Raw genomic sequence first — 24,871 nt, forward strand, 5'->3', positions numbered from 1 at the left:
TTAATACTAAAGACTCAACTAGAAAGTGTAATAGTTTTCTAGGATGAAAGAAGGGTGCATATGAGTAAGGTTAGTAATTGTTTGCGGATGATTGAACTTTTAATGGCTAGAGGAAAAATGAAAATCAGCGAGCTTGCGGAAGAGTTAGAGGTTGATGAGCGAATGATTCGCTTTTATCGGGATGAATTGGAGAAAGCGCAAGTTTTTGTGGATAGTGAACGTGGCCCACATGGTGGATATTATATTGAGCGTAAACATCTATTTCCCGTTTTGAATTTCACTGCGGAAGAATTGGAATCCATTGAAATGGCTGTGAACAGTGTATTTGCCAAAAAGCACGATCAACACCTTGAAAAGCTCCAATATGCCTTAGATAAGGTGCGTGCAGCGCATCAACATTGGGAAAATAGGCAACGTCATATTTATTTTACGAATTCATTTTTGGTTAATAGCGAGATGGCTGCCAACGAATCCTATCGTTATACGACATTATATGAAGCGTTTGCCAAGCGGAATAAAGCAAAAATCACCTATAAGGCAGCTTCTAGTAATCAACAAACCGAACGAGTGATTCAGCCATATGCGTTTGTTTACTATGATGAATTTCTTTATTGTGTTGGCTGGTGTGAGTTAAGAGAGGAATTACGTAATTTTAAATTAGTAAGGATTGAGCAAGTAGAAATTTTGCCAGACAACTACATGATCCCACGGTCGTTTGATATTCGGAATGAATTACCCCAATTAGGATTAATTAAAGATTCCTTTTTTGTCGAATTACATATTCAATCTCCATATTCGTATACAGTGAAGGAATCTGTGTGGGGAGAGCATCAACATATTACTGAACAACATGACGGTAGTATTCTATTTCGAGCAGAAATGAATGGAAAAGAATCCGTTAAAAAGTGGATATTTGGAATGGGAGTTAATGTAGAAGTGATCCATCCGCAATGGTTAAGAGATGAGCTTAAGGAAACGATGCAAAAAATTGTAGAAAAATATGACAAAAAATAATCTGACAGTAATATTTCCAGTATACGCATTACAATGAACCAAAGGCGTTGTTGCATGACTACTTTATGAGTGACAACAGTTGTTATAGGTAACGCCAAAGTTTATATACTGGGGGTATTTGTATGAAAAAATTATTGAAATGGATTGGAATTGTATTCGCAGCATTTATTGTAATTGGTATCATCGCTAGTATTGGTGAGGAGGAACCGGCAGCAACTACAGACAATCAACCGAATGCGGAGGAGGAAGTAGCGGCTGATGTAGAAACAGAATCAACATCTTCTGATGAGGATACAGCGGACCAAGAAGAGGAAAGTGCAGAAACAAGTGCTGAAGCATCTACCTTTCATGTAGGGGATGAGGTTTCGGTAGGTGATTTAGCCTATATTGTGCACGGTGTGGAAACAACAGATACGATCGGATCAGGTAACGAGTTCATGGATGATTTAACGACTAATGGAAAATTTGTCATCATTGATCTATCAGTAATGAATAATGATTCGGAAGCTAGATTTATTGACAGTGAAATGTTTCGTCTAATTGAGGATGACGGTACAGAATACAGCCCCACATCTGATGCAGATATGTATATTAATGATGGTGATATCGGCTTTTTCTTAGAAGAAGTTAATCCAAAAATGGATATGAGAGGTAAGGTAGCGTTTGAAGTTCATAATGAATTTAGTGGTGTGATGCAAGTTTCTAGCGGATTTGGCTGGTCTGGTGGGGAGTATGAAGAGATTGCGTTTGAGTGATTTATATGGGTAGGTATTTGAGTGTTTCTAGTTTTTAAAAGCGAATTTAATATCAGAAAAATGACAAGATTTTAATCTTTTAGGTAAAAAGAGTTTGACATAATTGGTGTGAATTAGTATACTAAAATTGTCTCAAAAGTAATCGACGGATTACTTTAATACCTAAGGTCATATGGATCTGCTAAAATAAGGCTTATGTGCCGGATTTGATCCATTCGGATCTGAAAAGAGCTTGTCATTTCGATGACAAGCTCTTTTTTTTATAGGAATAACAAGAATTATTCGATACAATTGATGTAGTGATCGTGAAGGAGGTTTTTTCAATGAAATATGATGGTCGGTATACACTTGGGTTAGATATTGGAATTGGATCTGTTGGTTGGGGAATTATTGATGAAAACCAAGATATAATTGATGCTGGTACCAGGTTATTTCCAGAAGCGGATGTTTCGAATAATGATGGAAGAAGAACCTATCGTGGTACAAGACGCTTACTTAGAAGAAGAAGCCATAGAGTTCAGCGAATTAAAAATCTGCTTAAAGAGTTTGATATTATCGAAAGTGATCATAATCTATCCTATGAAAAGCTTAATACGCCATATCACATTCGAGTAAAGGGATTAAATGAAAAATTAATGAAAAATGAAATTGCCATTGCACTCACTCATATTGGGAAACGTCGAGGTATACATAATGTGGATGCAACCGATGAAGACAAAGGTAATGAATTATCTACGAAAGATCAAATTGTTCGCAATGAAAAAAATCTAGAGAATCGTTTTGTTTGTGAGCTGCAATTAGAAAGGTTGAATACTAATGGACAAGTTAGAGGACATGAGAATCGGTTTAAAACATCTGACTATGTAATAGAAGCGAAACAATTATTGGCTACACAAGCTAAACATCATTCTGAAATAAATAATAATTTTATCGATAAATATATAGACTTAATTCAATCCCGTCGTGAATATTATGAAGGCCCAGGTTTTGGTAGTGAGTATGGTTGGGACCAAGATATCAAAAAGTGGTACGAACAAATGATGGGAAAGTGTAGTTACTATCCAGAGGAATTACGATCTGTAAAGGAAGCGTATTCAGCGCAATTATTTAATCTACTTAATGATTTAAATAATCTAGTTATATCTAGGTCGGAGAATGATAAGTTAACACAATACGAAAAAGAAGATATTGTAGAAACCCTATTTAAAAAATATAGAAACGTTACGCTTAATAGAATTGCTAAATTTTTAGGGGTTAAAGACTATGAAATTAAAGGTTATCGAATTAATCCATCCGGCAAATCTATCTTCACGCCATTAACTATTTATCATGATGTGAGGAAAGTTACCGATAAAGATCGTATTCTTAATCAAGATGTATTGGATCAAATAGCTGAAATCACCACGATTTATCAAACCCCTGAAGATGTTCAAGAAGAATTATCAGAACTAGATCTTCCACTAACTAAAGAGGAATTAAAGGCGTTAAGTGAATTGAATTATACACAGACACATGCTTTAAGTTTAAAACTGATTAAACAAGTATTGCCGGATTTATGGGCTACATCTAAAAATCAAATGCAATTATTAACTGAAATGGGAATTAAACCGAAGAAGGTTCAACTAGATGGTAAAAAATATATCCCATATCACCATATTGATGATTGGATCTTGTCCCCTGTTGTGAAACGATCTTTTAAACAATCGATTCGTGTTGTGAATCAATTGATGAAACAGTATGGGATGCCAAAAGAAATTGTTATAGAACTAGCACGTGAAAAAAACAGTCAGGATAAGAAGAAGTTTATTAGTGATCTAAATAAAAAGAATGCCGCATTGAATAGGCAGGTGAAGGAAAAGTTAGACGCTAAGGATATTTCTGGATCAAAAGGGTTATTTAGTATGGTACGTTTATGGCACTTACAGGATGGTGTTTGTCTTTATTCCTTAACGTCAATCCCTATTGAAGATTTGCTAGAAAACCCATTTAAATATGAAATCGATCATATCATACCGCGCTCTGTTTCTTTTGATGATTCTCAAAGTAATAAAGTTCTTGTAAAGAAAGAAGAAAACCAGAAGAAAGGCAATATGACACCGTTTCAGTATTTTAATAGTGGCAAATCAACTATTTCTTATGAAAAGTTTAAAGCACATATCTTGCAACTAGCTAAATCAAAAGAAAAAGTTCCAAAGAAAAAATTGCATTACTTATTAGAAGAAAGAGATATCCATAAATATGATGTCCAAAAAGAGTTTATCAATAGAAATTTAGTGGATACACGATATGCAACACGAGAAATACTATCATTATTAACAACATTTTTTAAAGAGAACAATCATGATGTAAAAGTGAAGTCATTAAATGGATCTTTTACTGATTATCTACGTAAATTATGGAAGTTCAGGAAAGACAGAGGGGTAGATTTTAAACATCATGCGGAAGACGCACTTATTGTTGCGATGGCAAACGCTATATTTGAATACAAAACGGAGTTGGCTAATCAGAATATTATATTAACGGAAAACAGGGTTACAGATAAAGAGACTGGTGAGATTTTAGATGAAAACAGGTTTGATGCCACTTTTTCAGATAAATATCACAAAGTTCAAGCAATAAAAAACTATAAAGCTTACAAATACTCACATAAAATTGATATGAAGCCTAACCGACAATTAATGAATGATACTTTATATTCTACTCGTGAAAAAGAGGACAAAGAATATGTGATTGAGAAGATCAAAAATTTATATGATAAAGATAATGATAAATTGGCTAAGTTAATGAAAAAAGATCCGAAAAAATTACTTATGTATCATTTTGATAAAAAAACATATGAAAAATTAGAACAACTCTTTAAACAATATAGTGATGCAAAAAATCCTTTACACCAATATTTAATGGAACAAGGAGAGTATTTACGTAAGTATAGTAAAAAAGGTAATGGACCTATCATAAAATCAGTAAAATATTATGGTTCATTGTTAAAAGAACATAAAGATATTTCTCATAAGTTCGCACCAAAAAACAAACGGGTGGTTAATTTGTCATTGAAACCATTCCGAATGGATGTCTTTAATGATGATGGTTTGTATAAATTTGTAACCGTTCGTTACAATGATTTGGTTGAGAAGAAGGATGGTTTTGTACTTGATCAGCAGCTATATGCGGAAAAGTTAAAGGCGAAAGATATAATGAATATTGAGAATTTTATGTTCAGTCTTTATAAGAATGATCTATTGGAACTAAATGGGGAAGAGTATCGTTTAATAGGTGTTAATCATGATACAGGTAATCGAATTGAATTAAATAACATTAATAATGATTATAAAGAATATTGCAAAAAAAACGATATTAAAACCAACAGATTATATAAAACTATTAGCAAAAACACCTATTCTCTTAATAAAATTTCTACAGATGTTTTAGGGAATAGATACATGAATCGAAATGAGAAGTTAAAATTATATTATCGAAAACAACTGTAAAGCGGGGGTGAGTAAATGGGATGGCGCGTCATCCATGTAAGTGATGTCAACCAACTTTCTTTGCAACAAAATAATTTAAGAGTTGTGCAAGGAGATGTAGATGTGAAAATACCATTAAAGGATATTTTTGCATTAGTAATAGAAGACTTAACATGTAAATTAACTAGTAGATTAATGATTGAATTATCAAAGAATAGTGTTTTGGTCCTTCTTTGTAATCAACAATATTTACCTGAATGCGTGATCCATCCTGTATCCGGCCATTTTGGACAGCATCGACAAATGAGTAAACAATTAAAATGGTCGGATACAAGTAAGCAATTATTATGGCAACAAATCATTAAACGAAAAGTAATTAATCAATTGGTAGTCATGAAAAGAAATCAAGTGGAAGCTCAACGGATAGAAAAAATGGCTGATTTCTACAGTTATATTGAGCCAGGTGACAAATCGAATGTTGAAGGCCAGGCGGCAAGAATTTATTTTAATAGCTTCTTTGACGAAGGATATACACGTAGCAATCAAGACTATATAGAAAACGCAGCATTAAATTATGGATATGCCATATTACATTCAGCTATTGCGAGAACTGTTGTTGCGAAGGGGTTAATACCAGGGATTGGTATCCATCATAAAGGGGATCGTAATCCACATAACCTTGCATCGGATATTATTGAACCATTTCGCCCGATCGTAGATTATGTTGTTGTAAATACTCCACCACCTGATGGCTATTTAACTAAAGAATATCGAGTAAAGTTAATCAATTTGTTACACAGTAAAGTCCTTATTGCAAATAAGTTACAAACCGTTATGCGTGCTATTGAAATTTTTCTTGATTCTATATTTGAATTCTTTGAAACTGGTAAATCAGAAAAACTAAAGCTACCCAATATAGAAAAATTAAAGTTATATGAGTTATAGATTCATGCGCGTTATGATTATGTTTGATTTACCAGTAGAAACAAAGGCACAGATAAGGACATACAACAGATTTCGGAAAGAGCTTATTCGGCATGGTTTTTTAATGATGCAATACTCGATTTATATTAAATCATGCTTGAATAAAGAGGCAGCACAAGGATCTGTTAATAATGTGAGACGTTTTCTGCCAAATGATGGACATGTTCGTTCCATGATCATAACAGAGAAACAATTTGAGCAAATGACGATTTTAGTTGGCGGAGAAAATCGTAATCTTGAAATGCTAGGTGAAAATAGAACAATCGAATTTTAAGGGTGATGCTAACGATGCAAATGAAATGGTTAATTAGCAAAGAGGGTAGAAGGTACCAAATAAATTTATCCTCCTATAGTTCGTTATTTATCAACCATACAATAAATACAAAATCGCTTATCGATCCAATAGTAAATTATTTTCAGCCGAAGGGTAAATTAAAAAACGATGTAGTAGTGAAGGACCTTTTACAAGAATATGAAGAAATAAGTCATCATTCCTTTATAACAGTTGAACTATCCAATCAAATTCTAAAAAATGAAACCTTATTGGGAGCTAAAACACTGTTAAAATCGCAAGTAAAACAAGAGTTACTTAATAATGTGGAAACGGACGGCTATATGTTAACGATAAATACATTAATTGAGGATTTGATAGCTGTGTCCTTGGACAACCTGCCTGTTAATACAAAACCATTTACAATTGAAGCACTAATAAAACATATCGAATTAGATATGAAACTCATTGAACATGAATTGGAAACAAATTCGACTATGTATCAAAACAAATTGCTGCTTCCGATGATTAAAAAGTTCTTGAAAGATAATTATAGTAGTTCTGTTCTATTATTTTTTATGTTTCCAGAGGAATCTCTAAGTCCAAAGGAACAAAAGACGATGAAGCAACTTTTAATGAATATTAGTACTGGCATACAAGTACTAGTCATCACACAATCCAAATATTTTTTATCAGATGATTTGGACAGTCATAATTATTTCGTTCATGATCAACAGTTGTTTACGGATGAGTTTATGAATGATTTGGAGTGGGAAAGTCCTCTACCATATACTAGTGAAGATCTTTCTAAAAGTTTATTATTTATAATCAAAAAATATATAGATAAGTTAGAATTAAATCCGACTGTTTCAAATTGCAATTATGCAGATGTGATCATATTTAAGTCGATTGATCTTTATGTATTTACTTTCATGATGAATCGATTGAAATTTTGCTATGAGATAGATATAAACCCAGAAAGTATCGATAAGCCAGTGTATGACTATGCCATGGATGTTTATGAAAAAATATGATATATTTTCATTAGAGGTTTTAGCACCCTGTGATTTTAGGTATTAATGAGACAAACTCGTACAAGAGTGAATGTCGTCGCGGGTTTTAGCACCCTGTGATTTTAGGTATTAATGAGACTTAACGACATGATTCGACTTGTTCGCAACGTTTTAGCACCCTGTGATTTTAGGTATTAATGAGACCAGGGCATTACAAAGTACCCCTGGAAGATTGTTTTAGCACCCTGTGATTTTAGGTATTAATGAGACCAGGGCATTACAAAGTACCCCTGGAAGATTGTTTTAGCACCCTGTGATTTTAGGTATTAATGAGACTTCTAAAACTTGTCCAAATTGTTTATACTAGTTTTAGCACCCTGTGATTTTAGGTATTAATGAGACTTACGTATCGTGAAAAGGATTCTATATGGTGTTTTAGCACCCTGTGATTTTAGGTATTAATGAGACCAGATGGGCGAGATTACCGGCCGAAAACTCGTTTTAGCACCCTGTGATTTTAGGTATTAATGAGACCGTATGAGGAAGATCGTGCAGGAAGTCCGGGTTTTAGCACCCTGTGATTTTAGGTATTAATGAGACAAAGTAATTAATCAAGATGGTCAGTTATTAGGTTTTAGCACCCTGTGATTTTAGGTATTAATGAGACTTAAAAATGATTCTAACTCTCCATCTCAAAGTTTTAGCACCCTGTGATTTTAGGTATTAATGAGACTCGCTGCAACTTCTTCCCAGTTCGGCGCGGGTTTTAGCACCCTGTGATTTTAGGTATTAATGAGACGTAGAAGTTTCGTTGTTGTTGCTTCATATGGTTTTAGCACCCTGTGATTTTAGGTATTAATGAGACTATGGGATGAAAAGGCGGTTGAACGAGGTGGTTTTAGCACCCTGTGATTTTAGGTATTAATGAGACCAAATGGCGGTCAACTTAGTTATTTCATCGGTTTTAGCACCCTGTGATTTTAGGTATTAATGAGACATAACATTGTTACCCCTGTTGAAGTACCGAGTTTTAGCACCCTGTGATTTTAGGTATTAATGAGACTGCTAAATAGGAAGCAAATACAGCGATTGTGTTTTAGCACAATGTTTTAGCACCCTGTGATTTGATTTTAGCGCGACATTTCAATAATCACTTAGCTATATGAAAAAAGAGTTGTTGGTATGTAAACAACTCTTTTTTTATTATTAAATAAGGTGTTTTATAACCAAATATACCAGTTAGAAGATTTTGGGTTCTAAGTGCATTCAAACCTCGTTCTATATCTCGTTTAACTCTGACACTATTTAAAGATAATTTCTTTAAGTAGTGTTTTTTTATGAATCAAGATAGACACCAAATACCCAAAAGTAAACGATTATAGTTATGAAAAGAAATATAAAGGAGGTTTTATCATGGAACATCAATTTCTGACTGTAAAAGCAGTTGCGAACTATTTAAATGTGCACACAGATACCATTTATGCACTGGTACGTGAAAACGAGATCCCACACTTTAGAATTCGTTCAAAAATTTTATTTTCACAAGTTGCTATCGATAACTGGATTTATGAACAACAAGCAAATTAATTGGGGCAAGGTCCAGTCCAAAAAAGGGGAGTGTTTGTTATGAATTATTTGAAGGAGTTGCATGCGTTTAAGCAATGGATTAGAACACATGAATTACCGACGAGTGCCATTATTTTATGGCACTCGTTAATGTTGTTGCATAATAGCTCGGGGCAAAAGCAAGTATTTAGTGTACCAAATGGGGAAGTGGAGATATTGACAGGGCTATCGAGGCAAGGAATAACTGATGCACGAACAATACTGGTAGAGAAAGGGTTAATTCGATATCAGAAAGGTCGGATAGGAAAAGCACCTGTTTATCAAATGCTGTCGTTGTGTGGTCACAGTGTCAACCCAAATGACAATGTCAACTCAACGGACAAGGATAATATCAACTCAAACGACAAAGTCAAATCAGTGGACAGTGATCATGTCTGCTCAGTTGACCAGGTCCAGTCAGTGGACATGTCTTTGTCAACTGAGCCGACCTTACTTAAAGAAAGAGAAGAAGAAGAAAGAAGAAGAAGGGTGCGCGAACAAAATCCTATTATCATTTATGAACAAAATTTTGGTGTGCTTCGACCAATTATACGAGAATCTTTTTTGGCGTGGTGTGAGGATCTGGGAGATGAAATTGTGATTGCAGCAATCAAGCTAGCAGTACAAAAAGGCGGCATGACCTATAGTTATATAGAACAGATTTTGAAGGAATGGGCGAACGCCAAATTAGAAACGATTGAGCAAGTTCGAACGCATGAGCTCAAAAAGAAGAGTAATAAACAAAAATCCATATCGTTTTACCAATCAAAAAAAGGTGATCATCAAGGGTTATTTAATAAATTACGACAGGAGGGAATGTAATGACTTACGAGGAAGCAGTAGAAATTTTAGAAACAATCCATGAAGTGTATCCAAACTTTACTATTAGTGAGAGAAAAGTCCGCATCCTTATTCCTCAACTAAAGCAAATGGATTACCAAGGGGTGTTAGCCAAGCTATCTACGTATGTAGGCCAGAATCCATTTGCGCCAACACTTGCTGATATTGCTGTCTATCCACCAAAAGAAAATCATTATTTGCATCAGATGAAAAATTTACGCAAACAAACACGAAGAGTCCCAGAGGAGACAAAGCGGAACTTTCAACTACAAATGCAACAATTGATTAAGGAGGTTTCAAAACATGAACGTGACTAACTACCATGCTGAAGTAGCTGTATTGGGAGCTGTCTTGGTAGAAGGTGGGTTGTTTAAAGAGCTCGAGGTAACGGAAGAGCATTTTTATGATCATCGTCATAAACGGATTTTTCATGCGATGAAACATGCCAATGACCAAGGATTATCAATTGATTTGGTAACGGTAACGACACACCTAGGTGAATCAATAGAACAAGTTGGTGGAATCAGTTATTTAATGGAAATGACAGAGTCAGTCGCAACCACTTCAAGTTTGCCTCATCACCAACAATTGATTTTTGATGCCTATAGAAACAGAAAGTCACGCGAGCTTGTGTTACGTTATTCGGAGCAACCTAGTGCAGACGGATTACAACAATTAATTGGTAACTTGCAAACAATTGATGACTTTAGTGATAGCAAACAAGAAAAGCAAATATATGATCACTTATTGGAAATCACTGAATCGATGAGTTCGCCTCCAGCTGAACTTGCAGGTTTTGAAACGACTTATACCGATCTAGATGAGATGACGGGTGGTTTTCAACGTGGTGATTTAATTATTGTTGCTGCCAGGCCATCAGTAGGGAAAACAGCTTTTGCGTTAAATATTGCAGCAGCACATTGTAATCAAGGTGGAACTTGTTCGTTTTTTAGTTTAGAGATGGGGATTAGACCTTTGTTGCAGCGGATTATTTCTTCAGAAGCACAGATTGTTAGCCAAAAGTGGCGTAGTTATGCATTTGAAGCAGAAGATTTTGATCGAGCTACAAATGTTGTGGGGCAATTATCAAAATGGCAGTTAAATCTTTATGAAAAGAAACGGACACTCAGTGACATTCGTGCTAGTTTACGAAAGGCCGTTGATACAAATCCAGATGCCAAGCATATGGCTGTAATTGATTATTTACAGCTGATCACACCAACAGGTAAGCGTGAACGACGAGATTTGGAAGTGGGTGAAATGACGAGAGAGTTGAAATTGTTGGCAATCGAATTTAATATCCCAATTATTTTACTCTCCCAATTATCCCGTGGTGTCGAACAACGAAAAGATAAACGCCCTTTAATGTCCGATTTACGAGAATCGGGCAATATTGAGCAAGATGCTGATGTGATTGCCTTTCTTTATCGTGATGACTATTACAATAAAGGTTCGAACAGTAAGGATGTTATTGAAGTTATTTTGTCCAAGCAGCGGAATGGGCCAACAGGTACTGTGGAATTGACCTTTTTGAAGGAATATGGTCGTTTTACAAATTCGTAATGAGCTAAACGTTATATCTGCGCTCAACAAAGTTACCGCTTGCTGTAATTGGAAGAACAGTAGTGAAGTCAAAATGTAAACAAACTAGCACCTTTTATACTGTGTCGATTAGGGTTTCTATTTTACTATACTTGGATGGAAGAAAGTCCATAGAAGAAGAGCACTCTGTAGTATATGGAGTTAAAAACTTTTGATCATTCATCGTTCTTTTCTCCCCCGAATAATGAATGCACATTAGGTAACGATAAGACCACAATAAAACTGTCAGACATACGTATTTAAATTATGAAGTAGGGGAGAGTTATGATGACCAACAACGATCGCAAACTGATTGATTGGCCTACGTTTATCAGGGCGTTAATCTTACTATTAGCTGTTGTGATTCCGTTAGTTTTAATTCAAGACGCAGGAAAAGAATTCGTTAATAACTTGAACAGTCTCATCACACAAAATGTCGGTTTTTTATATTTAATTTTGGGATTAGGTATCTTCTTTTTCTTACTATATGTCGGTTTTTCAAAAAATGGGCATGTCAAATTAGGAGAACACGGGGAAAAGCCTGAATTTAATACCTTTTCTTGGGCGGCCATGTTGTTTTGTGCCGGTATTGGTTCGAGTATATTATATTGGGGCACGATCGAATGGGCCTTCTATTATCAAGGGCCGCCATTCGGAATAGATCCAGAGGCGCAACAGGTAGAAGCAATTCAATGGGCATCGACTTACGGTATTTTTCACTGGGGGCCGATTGCTTGGGCGATTTATACACTGCCGGCTCTTCCTATTGCTTACTTTTATTATGTGAGAAAAAAACCTATACTTAAAATCAGTGAGGCATGTCGTCCGTTAATCGGACATCTAGCAGATAGTCCGCTTGGTACGATTATTGATGTGTTATTTATGTTCGGTTTGATGGGTGGTGCAGGGACCACATTAGCCCTTGGTACACCAATGATTGCAAGTGGTGTCTCTGATCTAACAGGGTTAGACGATACCATGATGATGCGAACTGTTATTTTGGTATTGTGTACAACGATATTTGCTATTAGTGCATACTCTGGTCTGAAGCGAGGGATCAAAGTTTTAAGTGATTTAAACTTATGGCTATCGATCTTTTTACTAGCGTTTGTGCTCATCTTTGGCCCAACCGTCTTTTTATTTAATACGACAACGAATAGTATCGGGCTTATTCTTGATAACTTTTTTCATATGAGTACATGGACAGAGCCGTTCGGAGATATTAATGGATTCGTTGATACAGGATTTCCTGAAGGGTGGACAGTATTTTATTGGGCATGGTGGCTTGTGTATGCGCCGTTTGTTGGCTTATTTATTGCTCGCATTTCTAGAGGACGCACAATCCGCCAAATGATCTTTGGGACCTTATTATATGGTACGTTTGGTTGTATCTTGTTCTTCGGTATTATGGGGAATTTTGGCCTATGGTTGCAACTGTCAGGAGAATTTGATGTCTTAAGTGTGTTGAATACTTACGGGGCTCCGGTTGCAATCATTGCAATCATTAACCAACTACCATTTGCCAAATTAATTGTGTTAATCTTTACCGTGTTAGCGATCATCTTTTTGGCAACAACGTTTGATTCTAGTTCCTATATTTTAGCTTCTGTTACACAGAAAGAAGTTGGAGAAGAACCAATTCGATGGAATCGACTATTTTGGGCGTTTGCACTTTGTATCATGCCACTAACTTTAATGTATCTTGGAGGGTTAAATACGTTACAGACGGCAAGTATTGTTGGTGGTTTTCCGTTGATTTTCATTATGACGATGCTTGGTTGGTCATTTATGCGAGCTTCTACAGAAGATATCCAAGCCTCCAATAAATATGAACCAAAAACAATTGTGTTAGATCATCGCAAAATCCGTGAACGTCTACGTCAAACAAGAGAACAACGCAAAACACAACCACGCCAGGTATCCGTTGTTGATGTGAAACGGAAAAATGATCGGAATAATAAAGATGACTCTTAGATTTTCGGTGCTGCTTATGTTAGAAGGCATAAGTAGCACTTTTGTTGTATAACAAAAGGATAGGATAGGTAAACTAACCATAGTTAAAAATTCCAGTAGGGATTATCTTGGTGCATCTGTCCGTTAGACTCCGCTTCAAAACATCAGATAAAATGGTGATTTAAAGGGGGAGTTAACCTTCGCTTTCACCCCGAATGGTTCAAAGGCTTGCGAGTCACGCCTTGTGGTACGAACATTCAGTGGGGGAAAGCAAAAAACGACTAGGTGAAGTTTCATTATATGCAATTTGTTCAGTTTAGGAGGCTTACATATGGATGAAAACCAACAAAGCAATTCCACAAATTATGAAAATAAAAAAGACGAGCAATTGGAGCAAAACCGGGTCGATCATCAAGGGGACAAACTTACGACGAATCAAGCGGTTCGTGTGACTAATACCGATGATTCCTTAAAAGCGGGCGAACGTGGACCGACTTTAATGGAAGATTTTCATTTTCGTGAAAAGATGACCCACTTTGACCATGAACGAATTCCTGAACGTGTCGTACATGCTCGTGGGTTTGGCGCACATGGATATTTTCAAGTGTATGAACCAATGAAAGAATTTACCAAGGCTAAATTTCTACAAGACCCTTCGGTGAAAACGCCGGTATTTGTGCGCTTTTCCACAGTTGTTGGTTCGCGTGGTTCAGCAGATACTGTACGTGATGTTCGTGGATTTGCAACGAAGTTTTACACTGAAGAAGGGAATTATGATTTAGTCGCCAATAATATGCCGATATTCTTCATTCAGGATGCGATCAAATTTCCTGATATGGTGCATGCGATTAAACCGGAGCCACATAATGAGATACCACAAGCTTCAGCAGCTCATGACACATTTTGGGATTTTGTAACAAGTCATACGGAAACAGCCCATATGATTATGTGGTTGTTATCTGATCGCGGGATACCTAGAAGTTTCCGAATGATGGAAGGATTTGGTGTGAATACGTTCCGCTTTGTAAACGAGCAAGGGAAAGCTCGGTTTGTGAAATTTCATTGGAAACCCGTTCTTGGTACGCATTCGCTCGTATGGGATGAAGCTCAGAAACTTGCGGGAAAAGATCCTGATTATCTCCGCCGCGATTTATGGGAAGCGATTGATATGGGAGAATATCCAGAGTTTGAACTTGGTGTGCAAATGATTGATGAAGATCAAGAATTCAATTTTGACTTTGATATATTGGATCCAACCAAGTTTTGGCCAGAAGAGCAAGTACCAGTCAAAATGATTGGAAAGATGACTTTAAACAAGAATCAGGATAATTTCTTTGCTGAAACAGAACAAGCAGCCTTTCACCCAGGTCATGTTGTTCCAGGCATCGACTTTAGTAATGATCCATTATTGCAAGGGAGATTGTTTTCTTATACGGATACACAATTGCTCCGCCTTGGTGGGCCGAACTTCCATGAGATTCCAATCAATCGACCGATTGCTCCAGTGAACAATAACCAGCGCGATGGCTTCCACCGAATGACAATTGATCGTGGAGCGGTGTCCTACTCACCGAATGCAATGCGGTATAATTCACCAGAGCCCGCAACAGACCAAGAAGGTGGGTTTACACATTATGCAGAAAAGGTAGAAGGACAGAAGGTAAGAAAGCGAAGTGCAAGCTTTCAAGATCATTATCGTCAAGCGACATTGTTTTGGAATAGTATGTCCCAGGCGGAAAAGATGCATATTGTGAAGGCATTCCATTTTGAAGTTGGAAAAGTAAAAGATAAACAAATCAAACAACGTGTGGTGGACATGTTCAATAATGTCGATGGAAATTTAGCAACCCAAATCGCTCAAGGACTGGGTGTGAATCCACCAACAAACCCTGGAGGAACTAATGTCACAGATTCATCACCAGCTGTAAGTCAAGAAAATACGATTCGAAGTGCGAAAACGAGAAAAGTAGCGATTTTAATTGAACAAGGTTTTAATTATAACGATGTATCACAGTTCATGACAGCACTAACTTCTGCTGGGGTACATGCAGATATTGTTAGTAAGAACTTAGGTATGATCACAAGTTCTGATAATCAGCAATTAGAAGCAAATAAGAGTTATGCAACGACTACCGCGGTGATGTATGATGGCTTATTTATCCCTGGTGGAAAAACCGCTGTTGATCAACTGATGACACATAAAGAAGCAAAGGATTTTGTGAATGATACATTTGCACACGCCAAACCTCTTGGAGCAACAAATGAAGGGGTAGACTTATTACAAGTAGCAGATGTAAAAAACGTTGTCCTTGCTGAGCCACAATCACAAGCACAAATATATACAGATATGGGAGTAGTAACAGTTCGAAACACCACTGATCTAACTGCATTTCACCATGAATATGTCGATGCCCTTGCCCAACACCGACACTGGATGCGAGAAAACCAAGACGGCAAAATGAGCGGATAAAGTTGGGACATGGGGACAGGGCACTTGTCCCAGTGAGTGGTGGGACAACAAACCTGTCCCCATGTCCCACTGAACTAAGGACGAGTGTCATTGTAATATGGCACTCGTTTTATATGTTTTAACCATAGAAGAAGTGTAAATATACATTTATAGAGCTTTATAAAATTAATCTCAAATTCTTTTCAAAAAATCGAAACTTTCCTCGATCTAGGTTCGTTACATACAATAGAGAATGCACGTTTTTAGAAATATTGGAAGTTTAACAGAAAAAACAATATAATTGGTGGATATGGGTATTTTTTTAAATCTGGGACAACAAACCTGTCCCCGTGTCCCATCAAATAGAAATTGGAGGAATAGATGATGAGTAAAAAACGCTGGATTGCCCTAGTGATTGCAGCGGGGCTGTTTTTCGCGTCAGTCGGGTTTCAATTTTTAACAAGTTTGGTTACGGCTGATTTTGAATCAATGTTTGATATGCAAGATTTAAATAAGGGTTATAGCGAGAAAGTAATCGAAGATGGTACAGGAACTAATAAAATTGCTGTCCTACATTTAAATGGTGTAATTCAAGATACGACAGCGAGTACGATGTTTAATACGAGTTCCTATAATCATAAGCGATTTTTAGACATGTTGGAGCAGGCTGCCGAAGACCGTTCTGTTAATGGTATCATCCTACGGGTGAATACACCTGGTGGTGGTGTAGTTGAAAGTGCAGAAATTCATGATAAAATCACTGAAATTCAAGAGGAATACGACAAGCCAATTTATGCATCGATGGGGAATACAGCTGCATCTGGTGGGTATTATGTCTCCGCACCTACGGATAAAATTGTTGCCCATAATGCAACCCTAACTGGTTCGATTGGTGTGATTATGGAAAGCTTTAATTTTGCTGAATTTGCTGAAGAACATGGTATTGATTTCAATACGATTAAGAGTGGAGAATACAAAGATATCATGTCGATGTCTCGTGAAATGACAGATGACGAACGAGCAATCTTACAAGCGATGATTGATGATATGTATGCGGATTTTGTGCAAGTTATTGTAGATGGTCGTGATATGTCAGAAGAGCGGGTGCGTGAATTAGGAGATGGACGCGTTTATACAGGTTCGCAAGCGAAAGAAGTCGGTCTTGTGGATGAACTTGGATCCTTGCAAGATACCATTGACATCATGAAGGAAGACCAAGAATTAGACAATGCAAGAGTTGTCGAATATGAACAAGGATTTGGTATGAATCAATTTCTAGCAGGATCGATGCAAAGCGTATTTGGGATGAACAATGATGTATTCGACATAAAAGAACTAGTACGTGAAAGCAATGCCCCGCGTGCGATGTACTTATATTCAAAATAAAGGAGGGTGTCGTCTGTGAGTGAAGAACAATTGGAATATACGTCCACTACTGAGTCGGATCGTAGGTATGCAGGGTTTTGGATGCGATTCTGGGCCTATTTAGCTGATTTAGTGATCGTATTTAGTATTAACGGCATCCTTTTGCTTCCATTTCGATTTATCAACGATGGAGCTGGTCTAGATATTGGTATATGGCCTGTTGCAGGGATTGTTGGTTCGATTGTATTTTATCTGTATTTTTTGATGATGACGAAATATTTTCAACAAACTTTAGGAAAGATGATCTTTGGTTTAAAAGTTGTCAGACAAGATGCCGAAGACCTTAAGTGGAGTGATCTTGTCTTTCGAGAAATAGTGGGTAGATTTATCCACCGTGTCTTTTTTATCGCCGGTCTTTTATATTTGGCTGTTGCATTTTCATCCCAAAAACAAGGGATTCATGACATGATTGGTGATACGCGCGTGGTATTTGATGATTAAATAATATACAGTAATCAAAAGTAAGTAGTTCTGTTTTGGAGTGAAGCTTTATAAACGCTCTGAAACGAACTACTTTTGTTATCATGTCTCTCCAAGCATAGGGAAAAGCGTTATAGAACAAGGCTGCTTATTTTAAATGAAAGAACACATAAATAGTTTGTATACACAAATCGAATAAGTAAAGAAAGTTCAACAGTTCCGTGATAGATGGTGCAACCTATATTAGATAGTAAAAAGAAGGTGTATGTCGTGAAAAAAGAGCTGTGGATTCCACTGATTGTTTCATTCGGAACAATGGTAGTACTTTATTTCATCGGTTTTTTAACGAATTTGGAATTGCTTGTATTTCATTGTCATATACCGAAATTTCATTACTTCCAATTGCAATTGGGAGCACTTGCAGGGTTTATTACAGAGCGTATAATCAAACGAAAATCACAAATCTAAATGAGGAAATGTTGGTTAAAATGTATAACATGAGTGAGGAGTGATCTAATGGAGAACTATTATATTGCAGTAACTTACGATGTTTGTGAACATAACGACCTTGTTGAGGATATGAATCAATATCTTTTAAATAATAAGACAAGTATAGAGAAACAAGTTGCTGAATTTGCTAAACAGGATGTTGCTCCTCTAGTAAAAGTTTATCAATCTGTTAATCGAGATTTTAAAGACGTTCAATTATATCGTGACTATCATTTCGTAGACTATCAATGTAAGTGCACGGAGTAGTCTTTTCCTATTTTATCACTATCAAAATATTTAAAAGACTTGTCCTATTTTTCTACTTCGCTTCATAGAGTAGAAATGGGAGGTGCAGGTAATGATAAATTACGGGAAAGAGATTTTTCAGGATAACATGACGCAATTAATAACCATTATTGTTAGTTTAGGATTGGCGATTGTTGCCAAAAAATTATCAGGCGAAATTGCGAACATGTCGATCATAAATTTTATTAAGGATGGTTATAGTTATATAAAGGATAATGAGCATTTAAGTCTTGTTCATGATGTTTTTGTCCCTTTAAGTATGTATATTGTTTCTTGTGCTTGTTTGTTATGGATGGGGGTCACGAATTTAGTAACGCGTAAGGAACAAGCGGATAGCCGTGCCAACTTCTTAAAACTAGTGCTAGGATGTTTTCAGTTATGCTTATTTACTATATTTTTGTTTATTGAAGGTAAATTATTTTTTTATTTTATGTTATTAGTATTCACGGTCATTCTATTAATTGGGGCGATGAATGTTGCGGCATCTAATCATGACAAACGAAATAGATATAATTAGTGAAGAAACTAGAACTATCCATATATATAGTTCTAGTTTTTGTATTATTTGAAACATTTGACAATATCAACAGAGTTAGTACACTGTAAATATACATAGAAATTCTATATATAACATCCATTCGATAGGTGGTATTGAGAATGAAACGAAGTGTTATGTTCTGGCTTGCGATTTTTGCAAGCGTTTTGTTATTAGTGTTTAAATTTTTTGAATGGCAACTTGTTGGACTTTTTACAGTGTTTTTTTTGCCTGTTATTTGGTTGGTGTTTTATGGATTTTTTATTGTTGCAGGGGTTTTATCGATTGTCCAGTGGGTCAGAAAAAAAGATTGGAAGCCTGTAACGGTTATTGCCGTAACGACACTGCTCGTGTTTTTAATTCCATTTCATCAGCTTGCGATTCAAACGGATTTTTATTGGAATAAACAGAAACGACTGGAAGTGATTGAACAAATTGATAACCAAACGCTCGAGCCAAATGTATCACATAATGATACATTGATCGAGCTACCAACAAAATATCGATCATTATCGAGTGGTGGGGATGTGGTTTTAGAAAAACAAAGCGATCGTTTGTCTGTTTTGTTTTTTACTTCCCGCGGGGTGTTAGATAATTTTTCTGGCTTTGTTTATAGTGAAAATGGCGAGGAGCCAGATAGAAGAGATTTTGGCGGTGACTTCAAAGAAATTGTTCCAATGGGGGAGAAATGGTTTTTTGTTTCTTCTTCATAAGCGAAAATAGCTGAAAACCATCTGCATGATCCATTCATCATACAGATGGTTTATTTTGTTATTCTTCACTTGGTGGTTCTTCATCTTCTGCATTCTTGCCAAATGCTTCAGGGATCATGGTAAATCCTTCGATCATCGTATCCTCTTCCACTTCAATCATTAAATACCGTTTTCCATTAAAGTTAACCCGCCTAACATAGCTTAGATCTTGTGGGCTTATCGAAACATTGGCGACTTTTGTTTCAATTTTAATCGATTTTGATTGATACTTTGGTACGACATTTTGGGCCTTGAGCTCATAACTGTGGTCGTCGATTACTTTTTTGAAAGCTGACTCGACTTTGTCGTCATCGACATCTTCTACACCGCTCATTTTCAATACTCGTCCAACATCTTTGTAGTCTAATGTAGGTGCCTCGTCTTCTTCATTATCTTCAATCACGCGATTGATTTCTTCATAGACATTGGAGAGAGTGGACGTATTGAGTTGGTCTCCTGTCACGTCTTTGACTATTTCTTCAAACACGACTTTATCTTCTTGAGCTGTCATAATATCCTCACCATTCAACACATCTTCGATAAACCGGTAATCAGGTTCATAGGCTTTACTGGCAGCGTATAGAATACGGTTGACATCGGCAGCGTGATCGGTGAAACAAGGGAAAAGAAATCCACCGATTGGTGCGGTTAGATTGATGATTGGATCCACCACAACATTGTATTTGAATTCTTTTTCCACATAGTCAAACAGCAATTCTTTTTTTGGATCTTGCGTTTTATTAATACTACATAGCACAAAAGGGTTGGAATAGACAGTATCCCGTTCGCTTTCTTCTGATTCTTCACTACGACGCTTCATCGGCTTTAAGTACTCTCCGCGAATGAATGTGACAACAATATCCATGTCATATTGGCGATCTTCCAACATTTTTGCAACGATACGAAGCATTTGCTCATTCCAGCTTTCTGTATCTTCACTTAATAATCCTTGATGTAAAATTAGTTGACTACTGTCCTCGACACCGCTCTGGAATTTTAATTCAAATAACTTTTGATCGAGCTGACCAGTTAGAAGTTTTTTAAAATTAGCCATGAACAATTCTTGTTGATCAGGTTCTAACATTTCAAATGGTTGGCTCTGATAATGGTAAATATCACTCGATTCCTTCATAATATAAACATTAAATATCTCTGTGATTTTCAGTAAATCATTATTGACTTTAAATTGTTTTCGAATATCTGCTATGTCCTTCTTGTTCATAAAGCTCCCCACTCCTAAATGATATTATATGTATGAAGACGCATTTTCTTATTTTAACACAACTGGGACAAGGGGACAGGTTTTCTGTCCCAGTTTATAAGTTTTTATTAAGATATACCTGATCATGAAATAATACACGTATGTTATTAGATGAAAACACCAATACATTATTTTTACATAAGGTCTAAAAGAAGATCGCCCAACCGATTAAATGGGGAGATATGATAATATAAATATAGATTTGCGATGAATAGTACCTAAACGTGTGTAGGAGATAAAGAGGGGGATGAGCGTTTGGAAAAGGAAGAAAATGATCGGGTCACAAATGAAGGAAAGAAGATGTTTGCTACTATAGTTGACTACTTATTAGCAATCTTTATCGGCTATGTTCTTGGGTTTATTGTTGCAAAGGTTTATCAAACATGGGCTATTGTTTATAGAGAAAGTCAATATGACCTTAATCGCCCCACGCAATGGGAGACAGAATCCCCACCTGCTTGGGCATTTGCAACAGAAAGTCCTAATTCATTTTTTGCGTTGGTTGTACTTTTCTTTATTTTTATATGTATACTATTTACTTTTTGTTTGAGAAAAAGGTTAAAGACTAATGCCAAATAATTATTTATTCTTATAAGGTATGCATAAGTGAGTTCTGTGCTAGCAAGAAGGGGGAGAATGGCAAGATTTTGTAATAATTATTTACAGGGCATAATGCTTACTACTGCAATCACAAAAAGTATAAGGTATGATGGATGTATATAAATTAAGGGATTTAGGGGGAGATTTTGTGGAGATCCAAAACATTTTAATAGCGGGTAAGCTTGCAAATGCTATGAAAGAACAAATTAACGCGGATGCCTATCGACAGGAGTTTCGTTTTAAGCCAGCACCAGAAGTAACAGTCGATGACCTGCAGTGGGCGGATGCCTATGTATCGTTTGAACCGACTGCGAATTTTGATTTTTATAATCTAAAATGGGTCCATTCGTTTGGAGCAGGGGTGAATCCATATGTGTATAACAGGGAATGGAAACAAGATGTGTTATTAACCCGTACAGTTTGTTCCTTTGGTAGTCGTATTAGTCAATATTGTTTAAGTTATTACCTTAAAGATATGCAGGAACATGACTATTTCAGAGCGCATCAAAACGAGAAAAAGTGGCAACCTAAGGAACCGCAGTTGATTAACGGGCAAAAAGTGATGGTGTATGGGACTGGTGAAATAGGACAGGAAGTTGCCAAAATCTTTTCCACCATTGGCATGGACGTAGTCGGTGTTTCGTTAAGTGGAAAACAAAAAGACTATTTTCGTGATGTGTATGCCGTATCCACTGAAACCGAAGAATTACATGATGCTGATCTAGTCATCAACACACTTCCATTAACAGACAGTACGGAACAACTTTTTGGGGAGGAATTCTTTACTCGCTTGACGCATGCTGTCTTCATTAATGTTGGACGTGGTTCTTCTATTGTCGATGATGCACTGTTGCGTGCGTTGGATGATGGGAGAATAAGGTTAGCAGTTCTCGATGTGTTTAGAGAAGAGCCGTTACCAAAGGGAAATAGATTGTGGAACCATGAAAACGTGTTGATCACACCACATATATCAGCTGTCACTACCGTTGAGGAAGCTGCTGAATGCTTTTTAGATACGCTAAATACCATTGAAAACAACGGGGTATTACATAATAAAGTCGATGTAACGAGGGGGTATTAATCGTGAAAGGACGTGGTAGGTGATGACGAGAGATGGTGTTTGACTTTATCCACATGTAACTGGCAGGAAGCCTCCACTTCACACTGCGAGGTGAAAAATTAATGGGTGAGCTGCCAGTATATGTTCGGTTCTGTTCAACATTCTAACAGGATTTAAGCGAAGATCTTACACTATTTTGACGCGGGATAATATAGGCGTGATCAGTGGACACTAGGAATAAAGTTTTTCTTAATAAAACTTAACTTATTCAATCAACTACAATATCAAGCGAAGAAGGAGATAGAATGACGGATAAAGCAAAAACAGGATGGAATTTTGAAAACAGCTATGCTCGTTTATCAGACATTTTTTTTGCAAACACGAATCCAACTCCAGTTCGTGAGCCTGAATTGGTTCTATTTAATGAAACGTTAGCATCATCCCTTGGACTCGATGGACAAGCATTACAACAGGGTGGGGGTGTGTCTATTTTAGCTGGTAATGAAATCCCTCAAGGGGCAATGCCAATTGCACAAGCATATGCAGGACACCAATTTGGTCATTTTACGATGTTAGGAGATGGTCGGGCTGTACTGCTAGGAGAACAAATCACCCCACAAGAGGAACGTATTGATATCCAACTGAAAGGTTCCGGTAGAACACCATTTTCACGCGGTGGGGATGGACGAGCAACGCTAGGCCCAATGCTACGTGAATACATTATTAGTGAAGCCATGCATGCACTTGGTATTCCAACGAATCGAAGTCTAGCTGTCGTGACAACAGGGGAGTCAGTCATGCGTGAGACCGCATTACCTGGGGCAATCCTAACGCGGGTGGCATCTAGTCATTTACGTGTTGGGACATTCCAATATGCGCGAAAATGGGGAACTAAAGAACAATTGCAAGCATTGGCGGACTATGCGATTGAGCGTCATTTTCCTCATTTGGTAAAAGACGTGGAGCGCTATCGGTTATTTCTTAGGGAAGTGAGTGACCGCCAAGCGAAACTGATTGCGAATTGGCAACTTGTCGGTTTCATCCACGGAGTAATGAATACCGACAATATGACAATAAGTGGAGAAACAATTGATTATGGTCCATGTGCCTTTATGAATACGTACGATCCTAATACCGTGTTTAGTTCGATTGATGCTCAAGGGCGTTACGCTTATGGCCATCAACCTCGCATTGGTGGATGGAATTTAGCAAGATTTGCTGAAGCATTATTACCACTTTTACACGAGAATCAAGACCAAGCAGTTGAGATAGCTCAGGACGAAGTTGCACGCTATTTGCAGGTACACCATAACTACTGGCTCACAGGAATTCGAGCGAAATTAGGAATCAGTAATCAAGAGGAAGAAGATGAAGGGTTAATTGAAGATTTACTGCAGTTGATGGAAGATAGTGGTTCAGACTATACCAATACATTCCGTGCTTTGACCTTTGATCAATATGACGAGATGGCATTGTTTAACACCAATGAATTCGCTGATTGGAAAAAACAGTGGCAAGCACGTCTCGAACGTCAAGCCCAATCAAAACAAGCGATTCACGAATTGATGCGTAACAGTAATCCCGCAGTAATCCCGCGTAATCATCGAGTGGAGGAAGCGTTGGAGGCTGCGGTTGAAAACGACGACTATAGCGTGTTAAAACAACTTCTTGATGTCTTATCTCGACCATATGCTCACTCAGCGGATCAAAGAGAATACTGTTCACCGCCACCGGCAACAGATGTTCCATACCGTACTTACTGTGGAACTTAAGATTATATGGACGCTTTAGAGGAACGACTCCTAAATTGGTCGTTCCTCTTATTTATTGATAATTTCTTTCGTATGTAAAATGCGCATGTGCTATATCGTTTGCGATTAGTAGAAGTTATAGTGTTATTCGGACGGATTGTTGTTAATTGACGAAAAGTTGTAGGGTTAAAAAACAGGAATAAGGGGTAATGAAACAATGTGATTGTAAATACAGCCAAGAATAGACGAGGAGGATTTTCATGCAAAAACATCAATGTCCTAGATGCAAACTGCTAACGCCGAGAGTTATTAAATTCCGAGACGAGTTTGTCTGTCAATT

At 36.9% G+C, this 24,871-nt stretch carries 22 protein-coding genes and 1 CRISPR repeat array; of the genes, 21 read left to right on the forward strand and 1 reads right to left on the reverse strand.

The features are described 5' to 3' along the window. Positions 1 to 60 precede the first annotated feature (60 nt). From FCI53_RS05370 to FCI53_RS05455, 18 genes are all read left to right on the forward strand, one after another. Positions 61 to 1,014 carry a helix-turn-helix transcriptional regulator gene (locus FCI53_RS05370; RefSeq protein ID WP_138416608.1) on the forward strand — a complete coding sequence of 318 codons (954 nt, stop codon included), beginning with the start codon at positions 61 to 63 and terminating at the stop codon, positions 1,012 to 1,014. A gap of 122 nt (positions 1,015 to 1,136) precedes the next feature. After that, on the forward strand, positions 1,137 to 1,769 hold the full coding sequence (locus tag FCI53_RS05375; RefSeq protein ID WP_138416610.1) for a DUF4352 domain-containing protein: 633 nt from the start codon (positions 1,137 to 1,139) through the stop codon (positions 1,767 to 1,769). Positions 1,770 to 2,092: 323 nt separating this feature from the next. Then, positions 2,093 to 5,257 (forward strand): type II CRISPR RNA-guided endonuclease Cas9, encoded by a 3,165-nt coding sequence (gene cas9, locus FCI53_RS05380; protein ID WP_138416612.1) that lies wholly within the window; start codon positions 2,093 to 2,095, stop codon positions 5,255 to 5,257. Between the two features lie 15 nt (positions 5,258 to 5,272). Further along, positions 5,273 to 6,181, forward strand: a complete 909-nt coding sequence (cas1, locus tag FCI53_RS05385; RefSeq protein WP_138416614.1) for a type II CRISPR-associated endonuclease Cas1 — start codon at positions 5,273 to 5,275, stop codon at positions 6,179 to 6,181. A 4-nt stretch (positions 6,182 to 6,185) separates the two neighbouring features. Continuing rightward, positions 6,186 to 6,494 (forward strand): CRISPR-associated endonuclease Cas2, encoded by a 309-nt coding sequence (gene cas2, locus FCI53_RS05390; protein WP_171038072.1) that lies wholly within the window; start codon positions 6,186 to 6,188, stop codon positions 6,492 to 6,494. 14 nt (positions 6,495 to 6,508) lie between these two features. Then, the gene (locus tag FCI53_RS05395) at positions 6,509 to 7,525 is read left to right on the forward strand and encodes a hypothetical protein (RefSeq protein ID WP_138416616.1); all 1,017 of its coding nucleotides are present in this window, start codon (positions 6,509 to 6,511) and stop codon (positions 7,523 to 7,525) included. Positions 7,526 to 7,541: 16 nt separating this feature from the next. Then, a CRISPR array of direct repeats spans positions 7,542 to 8,567; the repeat unit is 36 nt; unit sequence GTTTTAGCACCCTGTGATTTTAGGTATTAATGAGAC. Between the two features lie 350 nt (positions 8,568 to 8,917). After that, positions 8,918 to 9,091: a helix-turn-helix domain-containing protein gene (locus tag FCI53_RS05400; protein WP_138416618.1), complete on the forward strand. Its 174-nt coding sequence runs from the start codon at positions 8,918 to 8,920 to the stop codon at positions 9,089 to 9,091. A gap of 39 nt (positions 9,092 to 9,130) precedes the next feature. Continuing rightward, positions 9,131 to 9,931 (forward strand): DnaD domain-containing protein, encoded by an 801-nt coding sequence (locus FCI53_RS05405; RefSeq protein WP_138416620.1) that lies wholly within the window; start codon positions 9,131 to 9,133, stop codon positions 9,929 to 9,931. After that, positions 9,931 to 10,266, forward strand: a complete 336-nt coding sequence (locus FCI53_RS05410) for a hypothetical protein (protein ID WP_138416622.1) — start codon at positions 9,931 to 9,933, stop codon at positions 10,264 to 10,266. Before FCI53_RS05405 ends, FCI53_RS05410 begins: the two co-directional genes overlap by 1 nt. After that, the gene (dnaB, locus tag FCI53_RS05415) at positions 10,253 to 11,512 is read left to right on the forward strand and encodes a replicative DNA helicase (RefSeq protein WP_138416624.1); all 1,260 of its coding nucleotides are present in this window, start codon (positions 10,253 to 10,255) and stop codon (positions 11,510 to 11,512) included. The genes FCI53_RS05410 and dnaB overlap by 14 nt, the downstream gene beginning before the upstream one ends. Before the next feature lie 303 nt (positions 11,513 to 11,815). Next, on the forward strand, positions 11,816 to 13,504 hold the full coding sequence (locus FCI53_RS05420) for a BCCT family transporter (RefSeq protein ID WP_138416626.1): 1,689 nt from the start codon (positions 11,816 to 11,818) through the stop codon (positions 13,502 to 13,504). A gap of 310 nt (positions 13,505 to 13,814) precedes the next feature. Beyond that, positions 13,815 to 15,953: a catalase gene (locus FCI53_RS05425; protein WP_138416628.1), complete on the forward strand. Its 2,139-nt coding sequence runs from the start codon at positions 13,815 to 13,817 to the stop codon at positions 15,951 to 15,953. 363 nt (positions 15,954 to 16,316) lie between these two features. Beyond that, the gene (sppA, locus tag FCI53_RS05430; RefSeq protein ID WP_138416630.1) at positions 16,317 to 17,318 is read left to right on the forward strand and encodes a signal peptide peptidase SppA; all 1,002 of its coding nucleotides are present in this window, start codon (positions 16,317 to 16,319) and stop codon (positions 17,316 to 17,318) included. Positions 17,319 to 17,333: 15 nt separating this feature from the next. Beyond that, positions 17,334 to 17,798 carry an RDD family protein gene (locus FCI53_RS05435; protein ID WP_246050024.1) on the forward strand — a complete coding sequence of 155 codons (465 nt, stop codon included), beginning with the start codon at positions 17,334 to 17,336 and terminating at the stop codon, positions 17,796 to 17,798. A gap of 249 nt (positions 17,799 to 18,047) precedes the next feature. Next, a complete protein-coding gene (locus tag FCI53_RS05440) occupies positions 18,048 to 18,245 on the forward strand; it encodes an ATPase (protein WP_246050025.1) in 198 nt (65 codons plus the stop codon). A 48-nt stretch (positions 18,246 to 18,293) separates the two neighbouring features. Further along, complete coding sequence (locus tag FCI53_RS05445; RefSeq protein WP_138416632.1) at positions 18,294 to 18,533, forward strand: hypothetical protein; 240 nt, start codon at positions 18,294 to 18,296, stop codon at positions 18,531 to 18,533. A gap of 91 nt (positions 18,534 to 18,624) precedes the next feature. Then, a complete protein-coding gene (locus FCI53_RS05450) occupies positions 18,625 to 19,089 on the forward strand; it encodes a hypothetical protein (protein ID WP_138416634.1) in 465 nt (154 codons plus the stop codon). A 140-nt stretch (positions 19,090 to 19,229) separates the two neighbouring features. After that, a complete protein-coding gene (locus FCI53_RS05455) occupies positions 19,230 to 19,820 on the forward strand; it encodes a hypothetical protein (RefSeq protein WP_138416636.1) in 591 nt (196 codons plus the stop codon). A gap of 58 nt (positions 19,821 to 19,878) precedes the next feature. Here FCI53_RS05455 and FCI53_RS05460 read toward each other — a convergent pair whose 3' ends face one another. Next, entirely contained in the window at positions 19,879 to 21,081 is a 1,203-nt protein-coding gene (locus tag FCI53_RS05460) for a DUF4317 domain-containing protein (protein WP_138416638.1), read from the reverse strand. A 294-nt stretch (positions 21,082 to 21,375) separates the two neighbouring features. Here FCI53_RS05460 and FCI53_RS05465 point away from each other — a divergent pair, with 294 nt between their 5' ends. The 3 genes from FCI53_RS05465 to FCI53_RS05475 all read left to right on the forward strand — a co-directional run bounded on the left by FCI53_RS05465 (position 21,376) and on the right by FCI53_RS05475 (position 24,552). Further along, positions 21,376 to 21,699, forward strand: a complete 324-nt coding sequence (locus FCI53_RS05465) for a hypothetical protein (RefSeq protein WP_138416640.1) — start codon at positions 21,376 to 21,378, stop codon at positions 21,697 to 21,699. 169 nt (positions 21,700 to 21,868) lie between these two features. Continuing rightward, positions 21,869 to 22,801 (forward strand): D-2-hydroxyacid dehydrogenase, encoded by a 933-nt coding sequence (locus FCI53_RS05470; RefSeq protein WP_138416642.1) that lies wholly within the window; start codon positions 21,869 to 21,871, stop codon positions 22,799 to 22,801. A 284-nt stretch (positions 22,802 to 23,085) separates the two neighbouring features. Then, the gene (locus FCI53_RS05475; RefSeq protein WP_138416644.1) at positions 23,086 to 24,552 is read left to right on the forward strand and encodes a protein adenylyltransferase SelO; all 1,467 of its coding nucleotides are present in this window, start codon (positions 23,086 to 23,088) and stop codon (positions 24,550 to 24,552) included. The last annotated feature ends 319 nt before the right edge of the window (positions 24,553 to 24,871 follow it).

The sequence above is a fragment of the Aquibacillus sediminis genome, from assembly GCF_005870085.1.
GTDB classification, from domain to species: Bacteria; Bacillota; Bacilli; order Bacillales; family Amphibacillaceae; genus Aquibacillus_E; species Aquibacillus_E sediminis.

What these genes read in the sequence shown, in the direction of transcription:
- cas1 (WP_138416614.1), top strand. Translation starts at nt 5,273, where the DNA reads ATGGGATGGCGCGTCATCCATGTAAGTGATGTCAACCAACTTTCTTTG.
- FCI53_RS05455 (WP_138416636.1), top strand. Translation starts at nt 19,230, where the DNA reads ATGAAACGAAGTGTTATGTTCTGGCTTGCGATTTTTGCAAGCGTTTTG.
- FCI53_RS05375 (WP_138416610.1), top strand. Translation starts at nt 1,137, where the DNA reads ATGAAAAAATTATTGAAATGGATTGGAATTGTATTCGCAGCATTTATT.
- FCI53_RS05450 (WP_138416634.1), top strand. Translation starts at nt 18,625, where the DNA reads ATGATAAATTACGGGAAAGAGATTTTTCAGGATAACATGACGCAATTA.
- cas2 (WP_171038072.1), top strand. Translation starts at nt 6,186, where the DNA reads ATGCGCGTTATGATTATGTTTGATTTACCAGTAGAAACAAAGGCACAG.
- FCI53_RS05410 (WP_138416622.1), top strand. Translation starts at nt 9,931, where the DNA reads ATGACTTACGAGGAAGCAGTAGAAATTTTAGAAACAATCCATGAAGTG.
- FCI53_RS05395 (WP_138416616.1), top strand. Translation starts at nt 6,509, where the DNA reads ATGCAAATGAAATGGTTAATTAGCAAAGAGGGTAGAAGGTACCAAATA.
- FCI53_RS05420 (WP_138416626.1), top strand. Translation starts at nt 11,816, where the DNA reads ATGATGACCAACAACGATCGCAAACTGATTGATTGGCCTACGTTTATC.
- FCI53_RS05405 (WP_138416620.1), top strand. Translation starts at nt 9,131, where the DNA reads ATGAATTATTTGAAGGAGTTGCATGCGTTTAAGCAATGGATTAGAACA.
- FCI53_RS05445 (WP_138416632.1), top strand. Translation starts at nt 18,294, where the DNA reads ATGGAGAACTATTATATTGCAGTAACTTACGATGTTTGTGAACATAAC.
- sppA (WP_138416630.1), top strand. Translation starts at nt 16,317, where the DNA reads ATGAGTAAAAAACGCTGGATTGCCCTAGTGATTGCAGCGGGGCTGTTT.
- FCI53_RS05475 (WP_138416644.1), top strand. Translation starts at nt 23,086, where the DNA reads ATGACGGATAAAGCAAAAACAGGATGGAATTTTGAAAACAGCTATGCT.
- cas9 (WP_138416612.1), top strand. Translation starts at nt 2,093, where the DNA reads ATGAAATATGATGGTCGGTATACACTTGGGTTAGATATTGGAATTGGA.
- FCI53_RS05425 (WP_138416628.1), top strand. Translation starts at nt 13,815, where the DNA reads ATGGATGAAAACCAACAAAGCAATTCCACAAATTATGAAAATAAAAAA.
- FCI53_RS05460 (WP_138416638.1), bottom strand. Translation starts at nt 21,081, where the DNA reads ATGAACAAGAAGGACATAGCAGATATTCGAAAACAATTTAAAGTCAAT.
- FCI53_RS05370 (WP_138416608.1), top strand. Translation starts at nt 61, where the DNA reads ATGAGTAAGGTTAGTAATTGTTTGCGGATGATTGAACTTTTAATGGCT.
- FCI53_RS05400 (WP_138416618.1), top strand. Translation starts at nt 8,918, where the DNA reads ATGGAACATCAATTTCTGACTGTAAAAGCAGTTGCGAACTATTTAAAT.
- dnaB (WP_138416624.1), top strand. Translation starts at nt 10,253, where the DNA reads ATGAACGTGACTAACTACCATGCTGAAGTAGCTGTATTGGGAGCTGTC.